This window comes from Microvirga pakistanensis (genome assembly GCF_004458765.1).
GTDB classification, from domain to species: domain Bacteria; phylum Pseudomonadota; class Alphaproteobacteria; order Rhizobiales; family Beijerinckiaceae; genus Microvirga; species Microvirga pakistanensis.
The window spans coordinates 330,651-347,068 of sequence record NZ_SPJX01000469.1; the positions used below are offsets into that span (position 1 = coordinate 330,651).

The 16,418-nt window shown below is 63.1% G+C and carries 18 protein-coding genes; 9 read left to right on the forward strand and 9 right to left on the reverse strand.

The features are described 5' to 3' along the window. Positions 1-17 precede the first annotated feature (17 nt). Positions 18-458 carry a BA14K family protein gene (locus E4K09_RS21765; RefSeq protein ID WP_134499784.1) on the forward strand — a complete coding sequence of 147 codons (441 nt, stop codon included), beginning with the start codon at positions 18-20 and terminating at the stop codon, positions 456-458. Here the strand turns inward: E4K09_RS21765 and E4K09_RS21770 are convergent. Next, on the reverse strand, positions 455-724 hold the full coding sequence (locus E4K09_RS21770) for a hypothetical protein (RefSeq protein ID WP_134499785.1): 270 nt from the start codon (positions 722-724) through the stop codon (positions 455-457). The genes E4K09_RS21765 and E4K09_RS21770 overlap by 4 nt on opposite strands. Between E4K09_RS21770 and E4K09_RS21775 the strand changes: the two genes are divergently transcribed. Continuing rightward, positions 723-998 carry a hypothetical protein gene (locus E4K09_RS21775; protein WP_134499786.1) on the forward strand — a complete coding sequence of 92 codons (276 nt, stop codon included), beginning with the start codon at positions 723-725 and terminating at the stop codon, positions 996-998. The two genes, E4K09_RS21770 and E4K09_RS21775, sit on opposite strands and share 2 nt — an antisense overlap. A gap of 20 nt (positions 999-1,018) precedes the next feature. Here the strand turns inward: E4K09_RS21775 and E4K09_RS21780 are convergent, their stop codons facing one another. Beyond that, a complete protein-coding gene (locus E4K09_RS21780) occupies positions 1,019-2,005 on the reverse strand; it encodes a L,D-transpeptidase family protein (protein ID WP_193557339.1) in 987 nt (328 codons plus the stop codon). A gap of 78 nt (positions 2,006-2,083) precedes the next feature. Further along, on the reverse strand, positions 2,084-2,797 hold the full coding sequence (locus E4K09_RS21785) for an extensin-like domain-containing protein (RefSeq protein WP_166802435.1): 714 nt from the start codon (positions 2,795-2,797) through the stop codon (positions 2,084-2,086). A 212-nt stretch (positions 2,798-3,009) separates the two neighbouring features. Between E4K09_RS21785 and E4K09_RS21790 the strand changes: the two genes are divergently transcribed. Further along, complete coding sequence (locus E4K09_RS21790; RefSeq protein WP_134499789.1) at positions 3,010-3,393, forward strand: hypothetical protein; 384 nt, start codon at positions 3,010-3,012, stop codon at positions 3,391-3,393. 44 nt (positions 3,394-3,437) lie between these two features. Here E4K09_RS21790 and E4K09_RS21795 read toward each other — a convergent pair whose 3' ends face one another. The 5 genes from E4K09_RS21795 to E4K09_RS21815 form a co-directional block, all read right to left on the reverse strand. After that, a complete protein-coding gene (locus tag E4K09_RS21795; RefSeq protein WP_134499790.1) occupies positions 3,438-3,752 on the reverse strand; it encodes a hypothetical protein in 315 nt (104 codons plus the stop codon). 108 nt (positions 3,753-3,860) lie between these two features. Continuing rightward, positions 3,861-4,232, reverse strand: coding sequence for a RidA family protein (locus tag E4K09_RS21800; RefSeq protein WP_134499791.1), 372 nt, complete (start codon positions 4,230-4,232; stop codon positions 3,861-3,863). 27 nt (positions 4,233-4,259) lie between these two features. Beyond that, positions 4,260-5,087, reverse strand: a complete 828-nt coding sequence (locus E4K09_RS21805; RefSeq protein ID WP_134499792.1) for a carbohydrate ABC transporter permease — start codon at positions 5,085-5,087, stop codon at positions 4,260-4,262. Then, positions 5,084-5,962, reverse strand: a complete 879-nt coding sequence (locus E4K09_RS21810) for a carbohydrate ABC transporter permease (protein WP_134499793.1) — start codon at positions 5,960-5,962, stop codon at positions 5,084-5,086. The genes E4K09_RS21805 and E4K09_RS21810 overlap by 4 nt, the downstream gene beginning before the upstream one ends. Before the next feature lie 69 nt (positions 5,963-6,031). Then, positions 6,032-7,237: an ABC transporter substrate-binding protein gene (locus tag E4K09_RS21815; RefSeq protein ID WP_134499840.1), complete on the reverse strand. Its 1,206-nt coding sequence runs from the start codon at positions 7,235-7,237 to the stop codon at positions 6,032-6,034. A 233-nt stretch (positions 7,238-7,470) separates the two neighbouring features. Between E4K09_RS21815 and E4K09_RS21820 the strand changes: the two genes are divergently transcribed. From E4K09_RS21820 to E4K09_RS21845, 6 genes are read left to right on the forward strand one after another with little or no spacing between them, the layout of a single operon-like run. Continuing rightward, positions 7,471-8,226: an SDR family oxidoreductase gene (locus E4K09_RS21820; RefSeq protein ID WP_134499841.1), complete on the forward strand. Its 756-nt coding sequence runs from the start codon at positions 7,471-7,473 to the stop codon at positions 8,224-8,226. A gap of 12 nt (positions 8,227-8,238) precedes the next feature. Beyond that, positions 8,239-9,312 carry an ABC transporter ATP-binding protein gene (locus tag E4K09_RS21825; protein WP_134499794.1) on the forward strand — a complete coding sequence of 358 codons (1,074 nt, stop codon included), beginning with the start codon at positions 8,239-8,241 and terminating at the stop codon, positions 9,310-9,312. A 2-nt stretch (positions 9,313-9,314) separates the two neighbouring features. Continuing rightward, on the forward strand, positions 9,315-10,196 hold the full coding sequence (locus tag E4K09_RS21830) for a MurR/RpiR family transcriptional regulator (protein ID WP_425293870.1): 882 nt from the start codon (positions 9,315-9,317) through the stop codon (positions 10,194-10,196). Between the two features lie 17 nt (positions 10,197-10,213). Continuing rightward, the gene (locus E4K09_RS21835; protein ID WP_134499796.1) at positions 10,214-11,275 is read left to right on the forward strand and encodes a D-TA family PLP-dependent enzyme; all 1,062 of its coding nucleotides are present in this window, start codon (positions 10,214-10,216) and stop codon (positions 11,273-11,275) included. Between the two features lie 49 nt (positions 11,276-11,324). Beyond that, positions 11,325-11,819 carry a hypothetical protein gene (locus E4K09_RS21840; protein ID WP_134499842.1) on the forward strand — a complete coding sequence of 165 codons (495 nt, stop codon included), beginning with the start codon at positions 11,325-11,327 and terminating at the stop codon, positions 11,817-11,819. Between the two features lie 42 nt (positions 11,820-11,861). Then, a complete protein-coding gene (locus E4K09_RS21845) occupies positions 11,862-13,463 on the forward strand; it encodes an N-acyl-D-amino-acid deacylase family protein (protein ID WP_134499797.1) in 1,602 nt (533 codons plus the stop codon). Positions 13,464-13,625: 162 nt separating this feature from the next. On the opposite strand, the gene E4K09_RS21850 is transcribed toward E4K09_RS21845, so the two are convergent. After that, positions 13,626-16,388: a PAS domain-containing protein gene (locus E4K09_RS21850; RefSeq protein WP_166802436.1), complete on the reverse strand. Its 2,763-nt coding sequence runs from the start codon at positions 16,386-16,388 to the stop codon at positions 13,626-13,628. Between the last annotated feature and the right edge of the window lie 30 nt (positions 16,389-16,418).

Genomic DNA, 16,418 nt, shown 5'->3' on the forward strand with positions numbered 1-16,418 from the left:
AAGACCAGGAGTTCCCGATGCGTAGATTCACTGCAACTCTCGGAAGCGTAGGCATGGCTGGCATTCTTCTCGGCTCCAGCCTTGCCGTTCATGCCGAGCCGCTTCGCAGACAGGCCGTTCCACAGATCGACATGGCCTACCCCAATGAAGCATATACCCAGTATGGACCCCGGCGCGGCTTTCGCCCGCCCCCGCCCCGCTACTACCGTTACCGCCACCGTCATCATTATCATCATAACGGGAGCTCCGCGCTGGCGGCAGGCGCCGTCGGCCTGGCGGCAGGCGCATTGATCGGAAGCGCGATCGCCAGCAGTCAGGCTCAGGCCGCCCCACCCCCTCCTCCCGGCACGGTGGACCCGCAGCTTGCCGCCTATTGCGCCCGCAAATACCGCTCCTACGATCCGGTGACGGGGACCTTCCTGGCCTCGAACGGCATGCGTTACGTCTGCACCTATTAGGAGACGAAGGCGAAGATGCAGCGCCACATCGGCCCATCGCCAGAGGCGGTGGGCTTTTCGTGCTGACCCGCCGGCAATCCATCAACCGCCTTGCGGAACGCCGTCTTGGCCTTTCCGGGAATTCTCCCTTGGTTAGGGATGTGTTGGAGGGCATACAAAAGGGGCGCTCCCTTTTCACGCCGCACGCCCTGATCTTCAGGCTTTACGTTCGGGGTCAGCGCCTTAGAAATGGCTGAAGGTCGAAAATCAAAAAAGGATCCGTTCATGGCCCTCCCTCCCGACAGCAACGGTACCGTCGTTCCGCCCAACGAGGCAGCCATCGTGACGGCCGGCAACATGACGGAGCTGGAGCTTGTCCTTCCGGATCTGGGTGACGAAGACCTACCTGAGATTGCGATCTTCCTCGTCGCCTGCGCCATGCGCTTCCACAGCGACCCCGGTTTCGTCCAGGAGCAGCTCGAATGGCTCGTCAGGATGCACGACACCGAGGTCGATGAGGGCATGAGGCCCGACCAGTTGAACTCCGCCAACGACGATTGAGGCCTCCCCGAAGCCCTCGCTCAATCGAGGAACGCGATCGGCGTGCCCTTCTTGACCATGCCTGCCAGCTCCTCCACGTCCCAGTTCGTCAGCCTTACGCAGCCATTGGAATAGGCCTTGCCCACCTTCTCGGGCTCTGGCGTGCCATGGATGCCGAACGACTCGATGGAGAGGTCGATCCAGGTTGAGCCGACAGGGTTGTTGGGACCTGGCTTGATCTCGAATTTCTCCTTCGCCTTCACGCCCTTGAACGCATAGTCCGGGTTGTACGTGTAGCTTGGTCTAGGAGCGACGGCACGCACGGTGTGGCTGCCGGTCGGAGCAGGCTTCTCCTCGCTGCCGATGGAGGCCGGGTACACGGCGAGCACCACGCCATCCTTCCCGAGCACGCGCAGAACCTTCTCGCTTTTCACGACCTCGATCCTTTCGATCTCCGGTTTGTCCTGTGCGGCTCCCGCTGGAGCGACATTGGCCACCACGATGGAGGCGCCGGCCTCGTCGAAACGCCGGCCCGGGTTCAGCGCCTTCAGGAGGTCGATATCCATGTGAAACTTTTCGGACAGAAGCTCCTCGGGGCTGGAGTAGGACAACCTCTTGAGTTTCGCCTGGGCCTCCATCTTGTCCGGGATCGTCGTGAAAGGGCCTTTCACGTCGTCGTCCGTGATCGTATAGGGCACGAGGACGGGATCGGACGAGGTCTCGTTCAGCTTCGCCCAGAGTTCGTCGTCGAGCGCACCATCGACATGGAGCCCTCCTGCCTTCTCGAACGCCTTGATGGCATTCTGCAGGTTCTCGCCGTCACGGCCGTCGATCACGCCGGGAGAAAACCGCGCCCGGTCGAGCAGAACCTGAGTTTTGATCAGAAGAGGATTGGCACCCTTCTCCGGCGGTTTCGCCGAGAGATCGGCGGCATTGTTCACCGCCTCGATCGTCAAGTCCTGGGCAGCGGCGGCAAGACCTCCCGTCATGCACAGGACACTGAACGCGACGCGCACCCAAACTCCCATTCTCAACTCCGCCACTCCCGCCTCGGAACGAAACGGCGCCCTATTCAAAGACAAAGGCCCCGCAAGCGTTCCTTCGTGTCACTGACAAATGCGGTAATCGCCTTTGCGCGCGCGGGCATCGAGGTGGAGATGATCACCGTGATCGTCGTCCGCGCCCGGGCCCAGCACAGTGGTGAAAATCGTGCAGGCTTCCTTCTGGATGGCGGTTTGAAACGTGGCTTCAGGCGACCCTTCGGTCTGAAATCCGATGGTCAGCGGCGGATGCTTGTCGAATTCGAAGCCCATCACATCGACGCTGTTGCCGAAGGCGTGCTCGCTCAGCTTGCTCCCGGCGCGCTGGTCTCGGCACTGGTAGGCCGTGCCGATCAGGAGCTTGGTCGGTACGCTCTGCAGGTGCTCCCTGGCCCGAGGCACGACAACCTCGGCGACCCAGCGCGCCAGGCCCTCGGCGTAGCTGCATTCCATCAACGAGGCGGGCGCGACCTCGACGCCGTTCGGGAGCGCCGACACTGAAACGGGACTGGAGATCCTGCAGCTGTTCTCCTGCACGGCCGGACGCTTTTCGAACGTCACCCCGAGCTTGCCCAGACGCTCGAGACAGGCCTCGTCCGCCTCCGCGACCGGTACGGTTTGCTGCTCGCCGCCTCCGGCCTTCTGGTCCAGCTCACCCGCGGGCGGCGCCGGCCGGTCGGGCCTGGGCGGCGGCAACTGAGGCGGGCCGGCCTGAGCCAAACCCGCCCCCGGAACGCCGAACGGCGTAGCGAGGATCAAAAGGCGTAGGAGCAGCGCCATTCGGCGTGTGGTACGCCCCCCTCTCCCTCCAGAAGAACAACCGACAAGCTTTGCCATGTTTATCCAACCGTCTTCGACCGACCGGCGTTCCATTCATCCTTTCGGGTGTCTTGCTGTCCTCTCACCTGCGCACCACATTTTTCCTGAACCCTGGAGATAACGCCCTCGCAGCGGTCCTGATCGTCCATCCTGTCGCCGAGAAAGGACGTGTGATGAGCCTGATTTCGCTACCGCCTGCCGATTATGGTGAGGGGCTGGCGCTCGGCCCCAAGCTGCACGAGCTTCAGGAAGGCCATTGCACGAAGCGCATGGCCGACCTCTTGGCCAAGGTGGAGCGGCTCCGGGCGGAGCTACGGGATGCCGAAGACGAGCTGCGCTACGAACAGACCCGCTGGCCTGAAGTCGGTGAATTCGTGCGCTGCCCGCTGACCGGTTTCTTCGGTCGGGTGACGAAGGTCACGCCCCGCCCCTATGGTCGCCCATGGGTCGAGATCCTGCTCTATCTCGCGAACGATATGCCGGGCCACGCCACTATCGACCTGTTCGCGAACTGGGAGCTGATGGATCCGCCCTCGGAGAGCAGGCAGGAGACCTGAAAGCAAGAGAGGCCGCCCTCGCGGGCGGCCTCTTGTCTCGGTTCTCAGTGTGTGGCGACCGATCGCACGTCCTCGGGCATGGCCCGGACAGGAATCACCGGATCTTCCGTTCGCGGAACCGCACGCACGATCTGCGTTGGTTCGAACGCCTGCGTGACATACCGCGGGCGGTTGCGCAGATCCATGAGAGCACGCAGTTCCGCAGCCGGAAGATCCATCGCCTTCGCGTCGCGCCAGCGCTTGCGGAATTTCGGTTGTCGCGAGAAGAGGCCCCAGAGGCTCTTCACCTCCTCCTCGACCTGCAAGATGATCCGTCCGGAAAACGATTTCCGGAGGTTGAAACGCCCCGTCAGAGCCATTGTCCCGTTCCTTTGTTGGGAATTCTTCGACCCGCGTTCTCGATAGCGGCACGAGGTCGATAAAGGCTTAAGACACAAGGTAAACGGCGGCGAGTCGGGGCGTTGGAATCACGGCTTCGGAGGCTTGTAGGCGATCGCCTCGATCTCGACCTTGATGTCCACCATCAGGCGCCCCTCGGCGGTGGTCCGGGCCGGCGGGTTCGTAGGGAAATAGGTGGCATAGACCTTGTTGAAACCGCCGAAGTCCCGCGCATCCTCGAGCCAGACGGTCGTCTTGACCACGTCCGACATCTCGGCTCCGGCGAGTGCCAAGGCTGCTTTGACATTCTCGAGAACCTGACGGGTCTGGACCTCGATGGTGCCGCCGACATTCTCCCCGTTCGGCCCGACCGGCGTCTGGCCCGAAACAAAAATGAAGTCACCGGCCCGGACCGCGGGCGACAGGGGCACGTGCGAGGACCCGAAATTCTGCTTCGTCATTGTGGTTTCCTTCGTGGTTGATAGAGCCTACTTCACCGCACCCAGCGCGAGGCCGCGCACCAGATAGCGCTGGAGCCACGCGAACGCGATGGCGACCGGGATGGTGGCGGCGAAAGTGGCGGCCATCACATGATGCCACTCCACGGTGTAGCGACCCGATACCAACGAGAAGATCTGGATCGGAAGCGTATAGCTGTCCTGCGAGCGCAGCAGCGTGAGGGCGATGACGAACTCGTTCCATGCATTGATGAAGGTGAAGATCGCCGTCACCACCATGGCCGGAACGGCCAGGGGAAGGAATACCTTCACGAGGGTTTTCGTCCGCCCGGCCCCTTCCATCCAGGCCGCCTCCTCCAGGTCGAGCGGGATCGTGGCGAAATAGCTCTGGAGCATCCAGACGGAGAAGGCGATGTTGAAGGCCGCATAGACCACGGTCACGGCGTTGATGCTGTCGATCAGCCCGAGCGCGACCATCAGGCGAAACAGGCCCACCACCAGAACGATGGGCGACAGCATCTGGGTCACGAGCAGGAACTGACGATAGAACTCACGCCCTCTGAAGTCGAACCGCGTGAGCGCATAGGCCGCCGGGATGGACACGATCAGCGAACCCAAGGTGGCCAGAACGGAAACATAGAGCGAGTTTCTGAGGGCGTTGCCGAAATTCGTCGCAACCCACATGGTCTGGAAGTTTTCCCAGGCGGTCCTGGACGGCCACCAGGTCGGCGTCAGCACCTCCGTGTTGGGCTTGAGCGCGGTGATCAGCATCACGGCGAATGGGAAGATCGCCGCGACGACCACCGGCGAGAGAACGAGCCAGCAGACAACCGATCGGCGGAATTTCGATGCGTTCATGCCCTTGCTCCCCGCGCGGTGGTGAGCCTCACATAGATCAGCGTGAAGATCAGGAGGATGCCGAACATCACCAGGGACACCGCGGAGGCTTCGCCCAGTTTCCCAAGCCTGAAGCCCACCTTGTAGAGGTAGGTGACGAGAATGTCGGTGGAGTTCGCCGGCCCTCCCTGCGTCATCGCCCAGATGATCGGGAAGGAGTTGAACACGTAGATAGTGTTCAGCACGAGCGCGATGTTCAGGAAAGGGGCGATGAGCGGAAGCGTGATGTGCCGGAACTGCTCCCAGCGTCCCGCCCCCTCGAGGGCCGCCGCCTCATAGAGATCGTCGGGAATCGACGAGAGCCCGCCCAGGATGATCGTGACCGTGAAGGGAATCGTGACGAGGATGCCGATGAGGATCTGCATCGGGAAGGCGGTGCTCGCCTCCGCAAGCCATTGGATGTTCGAGTCGATGATGCCGAATTCGATGAGAGCGGAATTCAGCATGCCGCTTTCGCCCGACAGGGCCCAACGCCACACGATCGCCGTCATGGTGAGCGAGACCGCCCAGGGCAGCATGACGATCACCCGGGCGAGATCGCGCCCGTAGAAATCCTCGTTCAACACCAGGGCGACCGGCACGGAGCAGATGATGGCGCCGCCGACCACGCCGAGTGTCCAGATGCCTGTCCGCCAGAGCGATGCGATGAAGTTCGGATCGTCGAGGAGCGCCCTGAAATTCGCCATGCCGACGAAGTCGCGCAATTGGCCGAAGCGGTTCACGCTGTGGCTGGCGATCTGGGCCAGCTCGTTGACGGGCCAGATCACGATGAGGGCCGCCAGAACGAAACTGGGCAGGATGAGAACGTAGGGCGCAACCACCCGTTTCGCGGTCATAGACGTTCCGTTGGCTGAGCGAACAGAATGAAGGGGCCGGATCCGATCATCCGGCCCCTCCTGTCGAGACTACTTCTTCAGGATCGCGTTCGCCTTGGAGGCGGCGTCCTTGAGCGTCGGCTCGATCTGGCCATTGCCGAGATAGATCCGCTGGAGCGCCGACGTGGTGACGTCGGCGACTTCCTCCCAGCCGGCGATCACCGGCGCGAAGCGCGCGATCGGCAGGAGACTCGTGAACACCTTCAGGTCGGCATTCTCGGCGAAGTACTTGTCCTCCGCCTCCGCCTTGGTCACCGGCAGGAAGCCCTCATTGACCGTGAACTTGATGCGCTGCTTCGGCTGGAACAGGAAATCCAGAAACTTGAACGCTTCCGCCTTGTTCTTGGAGTTCTGGAACATGATCACCGAGTCGGTCACGCCGTAGGTGCCCTGATCTCCGCTCGGCCCTTTCGGAATCGGGGCCACGCCGTATTTGAGGTTCGGCGCCTCGTCGCGGATCTGGTTGGCCAGGAACGGCGCGGTCATCATCATGCCTACCTTGCCCTGCTTGAAGAGGTTCTGCACATCTTCGCGGGCATAGGACGTGACGCCCGGCTGCGTCGCCCCCTCGTCGATGAGGCGCTTGTAGAGCGAGGCGGCCTCGATGGCGGCCTTCGAGTCGAGGCCCGACTTGCCGTCCTTCACGATGTCACCGCCGAAGGACCACATGCCATAATAGAAGTAGACGTCGGTCTCGACTTCCTTGCCCTGAAGACCGAAGCCGTAGACGCCGTTCCCCAGCGCGGTGATCTTCTTGGCGTTCGCCTCCAGCTCCGCCCAGGTCTTCGGCGGTTCGGAGATCCCCGCTTTCTGGAACAGATCCTTGTTGTAGTACATCGCGCGCGCGGATGCGGCGATGGGCAACCCGTAGGTCTTGCCGTTCATCACTGACGGCGTCAGGAAGGTCTCGATGAAGCGACCCTTGACCTCCGGCGTGAGATAGCTGTCGAGCGGCTCCGCGATGCCCTGTTCGACGAAGTCCACCAGCCAGCGGGTGCCGATGATCGACAGGTCCGCATTGGCATTGGCCGAGATGTCGGTGGTCAGTTTCTGAAGCAGGTTGTCCCACGGCACCACTTCGAACTGGATCTTGATGCCAGGATTGGCCGCTTCGAAATCCTTGGCCACCTGCTCGAAATAGGGGCCCGTCTTGGCGGAATATTCCGCGACCGTCACCCGGACGGTGCCGGCGTTGGCACCTGCGGAGAGCGCAAGGCTGCCGATGCCCGCGAGCATGACGCCCTTGAGGCTGAAGAAGGTGTTCTTTCGGAGTTTTTTCACGTGCATGTTCCCTCTGCTGGGGCCGCACACCTTAGAAAAGCAGCCCGGCAACAGGTATTGTTGTGAAAGAAAATTACTTAGGCAAGGGGATTTTTGCGTATATTCCTGCCTTTTATGTTGCTAAATTTCATAAATCACTTCAGCCTTGTTGATGTCGAAAGCGAGAACCAGTTCGGAGCAAGCCGTTGATGAAGAGCCTGGAGGACCAGCTGGTCGTCATCACGGGTGCGGGCGGCGGGATCGGGGTCACGATGGTCCGGCGGTTTCGGGAAGCCGGGGCCCGGATCGTCGCCTGCGACGTCTCGGCGGAGGCTCTCGGAGATCTTGACGCCGCCCACAAGGAAGTCTTCGACCTTGGCAACCCCGACGCCTGCAAGGAGGCGTGCGCGCGCATTCAGACAAGTGCCGGACTGCCCGACGTTATCATCAGCAACGCAGGCCACACCCGCGCCGAGACGCTGGAACAGGTCGACGACCGTGCCTGGAATTTCGAGCTCGACGTGAACCTCAACGGAGCCCGCAATTTCACCGCACCCTTTCTCGATCCCATGAAGGCGAGAGGATCCGGCGTCTTCGTCTTCATCTCGTCCGTGAACGCGCTCGCCCATTTCGGCAACCCTGCCTATGCGGCGGCAAAAGCCGGACTCGTGGCCTATGCCCGGGCCATCGCGACGGAATGCGGGCGCTATGGCATCCGCTCGAACACGATCTGCCCGGGCTCGGTGCGCACCCATGCCTGGGACCACCGGATCGAGAAGGATCCTGGCATTCTCGACAAGGTCTCGCGCCTTTATCCCCTCGGCCACATGGTCACTCCCGACGACGTGGCGAATGCAGCGGTCTTTCTCGCGTCTCCTCTGTCGGCCGGCATTACGGGCGTCACCTTGCCGGTGGATGGCGGCCTCATGGCCGGCAACCTGCCCTTCATCGATGCGATCAGGTGAGAGGAGTTTCCGATGGCCGATCTGCACCTCGACAACGTCAAGAAGCGCTACGGCTCCCTCGAGATCCTCCATGGCATCGATCTCGCGGTCGCCGACGGCGAGTTCGTCGTGCTGGTCGGCCCGTCGGGATGCGGCAAGTCCACCCTGTTGCGCATGATCGCCGGACTGGAAACCGTGTCCGACGGGGAGATCCGCATCGGCGGGCGGCGGGCCAACGAGGTGCCGCCGCAGAAGCGCAACATCTCGATGGTGTTCCAGTCCTACGCCCTGTTCCCTCACATGAGCGTGAAGGACAACATCACCTTCGGGCCGCGCATCCGCCGGGAGGATCCGGAAGCGACGGCCGAGAAACTGAAACGTGCGGCTTCGATCCTGAATCTGGGCGCCTATCTCGACCGGAGGCCCGGCCAGCTCTCGGGCGGCCAGCGCCAGCGCGTCGCCATGGGCCGTTCCATCGTGCGCGATCCGGACCTATTCCTGTTCGACGAGCCGCTCTCCAACCTGGATGCGCAGCTCCGCGTGCAGATGCGGACGGAAATCAAGGCGCTGCACCACAAATTCGAGAGCACCATCATCTACGTGACCCATGACCAGATCGAAGCCATGACCATGGCCGACCGCATCGTCGTCATGAACGGCGGTCGCATCGAACAGGTCGGCACGCCTCTTGAGCTTTACGATCGTCCCGTCAATCTCTTCGTTGCGGGCTTCCTCGGCTCTCCGGCCATGAGCTTCATCGAAGGAGCGGTGTCCCGGTCGGACCATGCCGTGGCCGTTCGTCTCTCCGACGGGACCATGGTGCCGGTCGCAGGCACGTCCGCACCCGATGGGACCGGCGTCGTCCTGGGCATCCGACCGGAGCACTACCGGCTCGATCCCGCAGGGCCGATCAGATTGGTGGTGGACGTCGTCGAGCCGACCGGATCGGAGAGCCACATCTACGGTCGCGTGGACCAGGCTGCGATACGCGCGGTGTTCCGGGAGAGGATTTCCGTCCGTCCGGGCGAAACCCTTCAATTGGCCGTCAATCCGGAGAAGGTTCACCTCTTCGACGCCTCCACCGGTCTGCGCCTTCCCGGAGCATGAACGTGAAGGCGACACAGGACATCATCGCGCGGGTTCGCAGATGGGCCGCAGACGGCTCGAAGGCGGAGCGCAGGCTTGCGTCCCTTGTCCTCAGCGACCTCTCCTATGTGTCCAAGGCCCCGATCGCCGAAATTGCGAGCCGTGCCGGGGTGAGCGAACCGACGGTGACACGCTTTGCGCGGGCGCTCGGATGCGAAGGCATTCGCGACTTCAAGTATCACCTCGCGCAGGCCCTGGCGGTCGGCGGCAGTTATCTCAACCCCTCGCCTCTTCGGCGCGAGGAGCGCGAAGAGCGCATTCTCGCGACTGTCTGCGGCAATGCGGCCGCGGCGATCGAGCGTGTGCGCTCCAGCATCGACATGGAAACCGTCGGGCTGATCGCGGACCAGATGTCCACCGCGCGCTCCATTCTGTCCTATGGTTCGGGTGGGAACTCCTCGCTCATGTCGATGGAACTGCACAACCGCCTGTTCCGCCTCGGCCTGTCCGTGATCGCCCACAGCGACGGCCAGATGCAGCGAATGACCGCCTCGGTGGCCACGCCGGAAACACTCGTGGTCGCTTTCTCGATCTCCGGCTACTCGCCATCGGTAGTGGATTCCGTCAGAACGGCGCGGCACTACGGAGCCAGGACGGTTGCCGTGACCGCGCCGGGATCGGCGCTCGCCCGCGAGGCCGAGATCCTCCTTCCCTTTGTGGTGCCCGAGGACGGCAACCTCTACAAGCCCACCTCGGCCCGCTACACGATGATGGCCATCGTCGACCTGATCGCGATGACGACGGCCGAAGCCATCGGGCCTTCCGTTCTCGAAGGCCTTCGCCGCATCAAGCACAGCCTGGCTGCCGTGAACGTCAACGATCCGAAACTGCCCCTGGGCGACTGAAAGACGTCGGACCTCTAATGACCAAGATTCATGAACTGGATACCCCTGTCGTGCTGATCGACCTGGACCGCGTGGAGGCGAACCTCAAGCGCGCTCAGAACTACGCGGATGCGCACGGAGTGAAGTTGCGCCCGCACATCAAGACCCACAAGCTGCCGCAATTCGCCAGACGTCAGATGGAGCTCGGAGCCATCGGCATCACCTGCCAGAAGATCGGCGAAGCGGAGGTGATGGTCGAGGCCGGGATCACGGATATTCTCCTGCCCTACAACATTCTGGGCGAGCCCAAGCTCAAGCGTCTCCTGGCGCTCGCGCGGCGCGCAGCCATCAAGGTCACGGCCGACAGCGGCACGACCGTGGATGGGTATTCCAAGACCTTCGCGGGATCCGGCATCACTCTTCCGGTTCTCGTGGAATGCGATACGGGCGGCGGGCGTGTCGGCGTCCAGTCGCCCGAGGATGCGCTCGCCCTTGCCCGGCATATCGCCGGCTCCGAGGGACTGCGCTTCGCAGGCCTGATGACCTATCCGGCCAAAGGCATGGTCGCGCAGGCCAATGCCTGGCTCGAGCGCGCGAGGGCTTTGCTCGCGGAGGCGGGCCTCACGCCCGAGATCGTCTCAACCGGGGGAACGCCGGACCTCTGGCACAGCGGCGAGAACCGAGCGGCCACGGAATATCGGCCCGGCACCTACATCTATCTCGACCGGTTCCAGGTTCAGGAGGGTGTCGGCAGCTTCGACGATTGCGCCCTCACCGTGCTCGCGACCGTCGTCTCCCGCCCGACAGAAACCCGCGCGATCCTCGACACCGGCTCGAAATCGCTGACCAGCGATACGCTGGGACTTCCGGGCTTCGGCCGCATCGTCGAGTATCCGGACGCATCGATCGTCTCGCTGAGCGAGGAGCACGGGATCGTCGACCTGACGCATTCCTCCGCGAAGCCGAAGGTCGGAGAGCTGGTCCGCATCATCCCCAACCATGTCTGCCCCGTGACCAACCTCTTCGACCACGTGACCTTCGTGCGCGGAGACGACGTGGTCGATACGGTTCCCGTCGCCGCCCGCGGCAAGGTAACGTGAGACGGTTCTCGCCTCTTCTCCTGCCGCATCATCTGGAGCTTCCGTCGTGATATCCCATATGCAGAACCCCTTTTCAGAAACGGATCCCGACCGCCGCGAGATCTGGACCATGCTGGTCGAGCGCGACATCGACGCCTTTCTTGCAGCCGACTGGTCGATGGTCGATGCCGACTTTCGCCGCGAAGGCTTCCTGGGACTGCACGCGCACAAGTCGGAGTTGCCGGACAGCTGGCGTCTCGATTTCCCGGACCTGGAAACCTACCGTGACGAATGGCTCCGTCAGGCGAAAGCCTCACAGGCCGTCGAGTATGCGGAGCCCGTTCGCGATGCCCTGTTTCGCGCCACGAACATGCGCGACATCGACCTTCGCGCCGACACGGCCGTCTGCCACAAGAAGTTCGACGGAACCATCGCACTCAAGGGCGGCGGGGTGGAGGTGCTGAACTGGCAGACCCTGTACTTCTGCGCCCGCCTCGACGGGCGCTGGAAGATCACGGGTTTCGTCGGCTACATGCCGTTCCCGATGGGCAAACCCCGCGGTTGAGCCGGAACCGACATTCTTTCACGCAGAGCGGCCGAGGCAACGATGACGCAAGACTGGCTGATCCGAAACGCCCGGATCATCGATGGCACGGGAGCCCCCTGGTTCCGCGGCGACGTGCATGTGGTGGACGGGCGGATCGCCGCCGTCGGCGCCAACCTGAAGGCGGAGCCGAGCATGGCGGTCGTCGATGCGCAGGATCGCTACCTCGCGCCGGGGTTCATCGATGCCCATTGCCACGACGACCTGATCTGCCTTCGCGATCCGGACCGCCCCGAAAAGGCGATGCAGGGCGTGACCACGGTCGTCGTGGGCAATTGCAGCTTCTCCCTTTATCCGGCCCGTGGACAATCCCGCGAGGACCTGCGCAAGCATTTCTCGGGCCTGCTTGGACAAACGACACCCGAAGAGATCTTCGACGACTTCGCGGATTACCGTGAACGGCTTCATCAGGGTGTCGCCATCAACGTCGTCTCGCTCGTGGGCCATGCGGCCCTTCGCCTCGCGGTCATGGGTTACGAGCGCCGTGCGGCGACGCCGGACGAGACCGCCGCCATGGCGTCTCTCCTCGACCGGCAGCTCGCTCAGGGAGCCATCGGCCTGTCCCTCGGCCTCGTTTATCCTCCCAGCGCCTTCGCCGCTCTCGACGAGATGGTGGCGCTCGCCGAGGTGGTGAAGGCGCATGGCCGCCTGATGACCGCGCATGTACGCAGCTATGAGGATGGGCTCGTCCCCTCCATCGAGGAGTTCATCGAGATCCTCCGGCGATCCGGAGCCGCCGGGCTCCTGTCCCATCTTCAGTCGGCAGGACGTCCCAATTGGGGGCAGATTCCGCGCGCTCTGGAAAACTTGGAAGCGGCACGACGGGAAGGCATCGACATCAGCTTCGACATGTATCCCTACCCGGCCGGGAGCACCTATCTCCTGCAGCTCCTGCCACCTGCCGCTCTCGAAGGTGGGCTGGAACCGCTCAAGAAGAGGCTGCGCGATCCAGACGTCGGTCCCGTCCTGCGCCGCTGGGTGGAGAATGGCGGCCCGGCCTTTCACGGTCAGAGCAAGCTGCATCTGATCGGCTGGGATAATGTGCGCATTTCAGGCGTCAACAATGCCGCTCTCAAGCATCTGGAAGGCCTGAGCATGCTCCAGGCCGCCGAGCGCGAAAGCACCGAGCCCTACGATCTCCTGATCCGCCTCGTGGAGGAGGACGAAGGGCAAACCGGCGTCATTCTCTTCCAGCTCGACGAGAACGATCTGCATGCGGCCTGCTGCCATCGGCTTCACATGGTGGGATCGGACGGCCTGCCTCGCCCGGGCACGAAACCTCATCCACGCGCTTTCGGAACCTTCCCTCGCGTGGTCGGCCCCCTGCGGCGTGACAAGGGCTGGTTCTCCATCGAGGATGCCGTCCGGCGCATGACATCGATCGCCGCGCAACGGTTCTCCCTTCAGGACCGCGGCCTGGTGCGGCCCGACATGATGGCCGACCTGGTCCTGTTCGAGGAAGGCGTCACCGACCGGGCGACCTTCGACGAATCGACCCTGCTCCCGTCCGGCATCATCCATGTCTGGGTTAACGGAGAAGCCGTCGTAAGAGATGGTGCGCCGACAGGAGCCCGGCCGGGCCGCATGCTCCCCGTTACCGCGTGACGCGTTGTGAGCGCATCCTGCGCAGGACGCGCTCCCTTTCTTCCTTGTCCCGTGAGGTGTTCTAAAGCATCGGGCGTGAAAAGTGGATTTGCACTTTTTGGTCCGATGCCTTCTTAAGAATAAGAGCATCGTCTTAGCGGACCCGCAGGGCCGCACGGTGCTCTAGCCGCGCTCGATGATTTCGCGGATTCTGACGGCGAGATCTTCGATGGCGAAGGGCTTCGTGATCATTTCCATGCCTGGCACGAGAAAGCCGGAAGCCATGGCGGCCTGTTCCGCATACCCGGTGATGAAGAGCACCTTCAGGTCGGGCCGTGTCAGTCGGGCGTGATCGGCGAGTTGGCGGCCGTTCAGCCCCGGCAGGCCCACATCGGTCACCAGCAGATCGATCCGCTGCTTCGACTCCAGGATCCTGAGACCCGACGGACCATCCACAGCCGCAAGGGCCTGGTAACCGAGATCGGCCAGCACCTCGAGGATCAGCGAACGGACGACCGGCTCGTCCTCCACCACCAGAACGGTCTCGCCCGCCTCGGCCCGATGCGCCTCGCTCAAGCCCGGCGATGAAACGTTTTCCGCAAGCTCGCCTTCGTAGGCGGGAAGATAGATCGTCACGGCCGTGCCCCGGCCGACCTCGCTGTCGATGCGGACATGCCCTTCCGACTGCTTGGCGAAGCCATACACCATGGAGAGGCCGAGGCCCGTCCCCTCCCCGATCGGTTTCGTCGTGAAGAATGGATCGAAAGCCTGGGCCAGCACGTCAGGCGTCATGCCCGTGCCGGTGTCGGACACGCAGACCGTGACATACTGGCCGGGAGAAACATCCTGGCGCGTGGCCGAATAGGTGCTGTCGGGACGAGATATCCCCGTCTCGATGGTGAGCCCGCCGCCCTCGGGCATGGCATCGCGCGCATTGATGGCGAGGTTGAGGATCGCGCTCTCGAGCTGGTTGGGATCGCACAACGTCAACGGCACATTGTCGGAGGCAGCGATCTTGAGCTCGATCGCTTCCGAGGTGGTTCTCCGAAGGAGTTCCTCCATGGATCGGACGAGCTTGTTGACGTCCACCGGTCGCGGATCGAGCGGCTGCCGCCGTGCGAAGGCGAGTAGACGGTGCGTCAACGCGGCGGCCCGATTGGCCGAGGAAGTGGCCGCCTTGATGTAGCGTTCCAGGTTGTCGGCCCTGCCCTGCGCCATGCGTGTCTGCAGAAGATCGAGAGAGCCGACAATTCCCGTCAGGAGATTGTTGAAGTCGTGGGCGATCCCGCCGGTGAGCTGGCCGACGGCTTCCATCTTCTGGCTCTGGCGAAGCTGCTCTTCCAGGAGCTTGCGCTGGGTGACGTCGCGTCCCACGCTGTAGAACACGTCCTCTGCCGGCGCAAAGGTCCAGCTGATCCAGTGATAATCCCCGCTCTTCGTATGAATGCGGACATCGAAATCCTTGATCGACTCGCCTCGCTGCAAGGCCTCGAACACATGTTGGCCTGCTGCGCGATCCTCCGGATGGATCCAGGTTTCGAACAGGGTGCCGACGACCTCATCCTCGCGATAGCCGAGAAGATTCATCCATGCAGGATTGACGGCTTTGAGATACCCCTCGCCGTCGCAGACGCTGAAGAGATCGCTTGACAGGCTCCAGAGCCGGTCGCGCTCGCGCGTCGTCTCCTCGACCCGGCTCTCCAGCTTCTCGTTCAGTTCCCGGAGCCGCTCCTCGGACCGCTTTGCGGCCGTGATGTCGTAGATGACGCCGATGAAGCGCAGGCCTGCGGTTTCGGTGTCGCGGACGAACTCACCCCTCCGGGCGAGCCAGCGGAGCTCCCTGGTGTCGGCGCGCTCGATCCGGCACTCCCCATAGACCGTGCCTTCCCGAGAGCTCTGCTCGACAATGGCGGGATCTCCCTCCACGACGAGAGCGTTGATCGTACGCGCCGGGAGGACGTTGGTGGGATGCAGCCCGAGCAGCCGGCAGAACTCCTCCGAGACGGTGACGGTCGCGAAGACATCGATATACTCGAACGTGCCGACCCCACCCGCGCTCTGCGCGATCCGCAGGCGCTCCTCGACATGCTTCTGCTCGGTGACGTCGAGAACGACGCCGGTGAATTTCAGGGGCTGACCATCGTCGCCGAAATGGCTGCGTCCGCGCGCATGCGCCCATCGGACCGAACCATCGGGTGCAAGGAGCCGGTATTCCTTGGAGAAGATCTCAGCCCCGTTGAGCATGCCCGCAACCGCGAGACGAATTCTCGGGCGATCCTCGGGATGGATCGCCGTGAAGAAGGATTCGGCCGGCAAGCCCTTGGCAGCCTCACTCGGATTCAAACCGTGAAGCGCAGCAAACCGCGCGTCCGCACTGAAGCGCCGGCCGGGAATATCCCACTCCCAGGAGCCGCCTGTGCCTGCCACCGTCAGCGTTTGCCGGAGCCTCTCGTTGGTTTGATCCAGCTCCTTCTGGTTCGCACTCAACGCCACCTGCATATCGACGGCCTGATGGGCCCGCGAGACATCGACCTGGGTCGATAGAAAGAAGAGCGGCCTTCCGCCCTCGTCGTTCACGGGCGTGATGAAGATGTGATTCCAGAAGCGGGTTCCATCCTTACGCCAATTCAGGATCTCGGCCGAGACGGGACGGCCTGCCCTGATCGCCTCACGGACCTCCGCTACGGACTCCTGTTCGACCTCGGGCGGCTGAAGGAAGCGGCAATTGCGGCCGACAGCCTCTTCGGGGGGAAATCCCGTCGATCGGCAGAACGCCTCATTCACGAACACGATGGGATTGTCGTTAAGGCGGGGATTCGTCGCGACCATCGGCAATCCCGAACGTTCGAGCGCCGAAAAGATCGGCCCCGCCACGCGACGCAGTTCATCCGCCGCTGCCTCAATGGTCAGCTCGACCGTCTCCTTTGGAAGCGCGCGGGCCGTCATACCAGCCTGATTGTTGTTGAGGTGTTTCGA

Bases quoted from the DNA above. Each gene is read 5' to 3' on its own strand.
- E4K09_RS21765 (WP_134499784.1), top strand. From the start codon at position 18: ATGCGTAGATTCACTGCAACTCTCGGAAGCGTAGGCATGGCTGGCATT.
- E4K09_RS21775 (WP_134499786.1), top strand. From the start codon at position 723: ATGGCCCTCCCTCCCGACAGCAACGGTACCGTCGTTCCGCCCAACGAG.
- E4K09_RS21770 (WP_134499785.1), bottom strand. From the start codon at position 724: ATGAACGGATCCTTTTTTGATTTTCGACCTTCAGCCATTTCTAAGGCG.
- E4K09_RS21780 (WP_193557339.1), bottom strand. From the start codon at position 2,005: ATGGGAGTTTGGGTGCGCGTCGCGTTCAGTGTCCTGTGCATGACGGGA.
- E4K09_RS21785 (WP_166802435.1), bottom strand. From the start codon at position 2,797: ATGGCGCTGCTCCTACGCCTTTTGATCCTCGCTACGCCGTTCGGCGTT.
- E4K09_RS21790 (WP_134499789.1), top strand. From the start codon at position 3,010: ATGAGCCTGATTTCGCTACCGCCTGCCGATTATGGTGAGGGGCTGGCG.
- E4K09_RS21795 (WP_134499790.1), bottom strand. From the start codon at position 3,752: ATGGCTCTGACGGGGCGTTTCAACCTCCGGAAATCGTTTTCCGGACGG.
- E4K09_RS21800 (WP_134499791.1), bottom strand. From the start codon at position 4,232: ATGACGAAGCAGAATTTCGGGTCCTCGCACGTGCCCCTGTCGCCCGCG.
- E4K09_RS21805 (WP_134499792.1), bottom strand. From the start codon at position 5,087: ATGAACGCATCGAAATTCCGCCGATCGGTTGTCTGCTGGCTCGTTCTC.
- E4K09_RS21810 (WP_134499793.1), bottom strand. From the start codon at position 5,962: ATGACCGCGAAACGGGTGGTTGCGCCCTACGTTCTCATCCTGCCCAGT.
- E4K09_RS21815 (WP_134499840.1), bottom strand. From the start codon at position 7,237: ATGCTCGCGGGCATCGGCAGCCTTGCGCTCTCCGCAGGTGCCAACGCC.
- E4K09_RS21820 (WP_134499841.1), top strand. From the start codon at position 7,471: ATGAAGAGCCTGGAGGACCAGCTGGTCGTCATCACGGGTGCGGGCGGC.
- E4K09_RS21825 (WP_134499794.1), top strand. From the start codon at position 8,239: ATGGCCGATCTGCACCTCGACAACGTCAAGAAGCGCTACGGCTCCCTC.
- E4K09_RS21835 (WP_134499796.1), top strand. From the start codon at position 10,214: ATGACCAAGATTCATGAACTGGATACCCCTGTCGTGCTGATCGACCTG.
- E4K09_RS21845 (WP_134499797.1), top strand. From the start codon at position 11,862: ATGACGCAAGACTGGCTGATCCGAAACGCCCGGATCATCGATGGCACG.
- E4K09_RS21850 (WP_166802436.1), bottom strand. From the start codon at position 16,388: ATGACGGCCCGCGCGCTTCCAAAGGAGACGGTCGAGCTGACCATTGAG.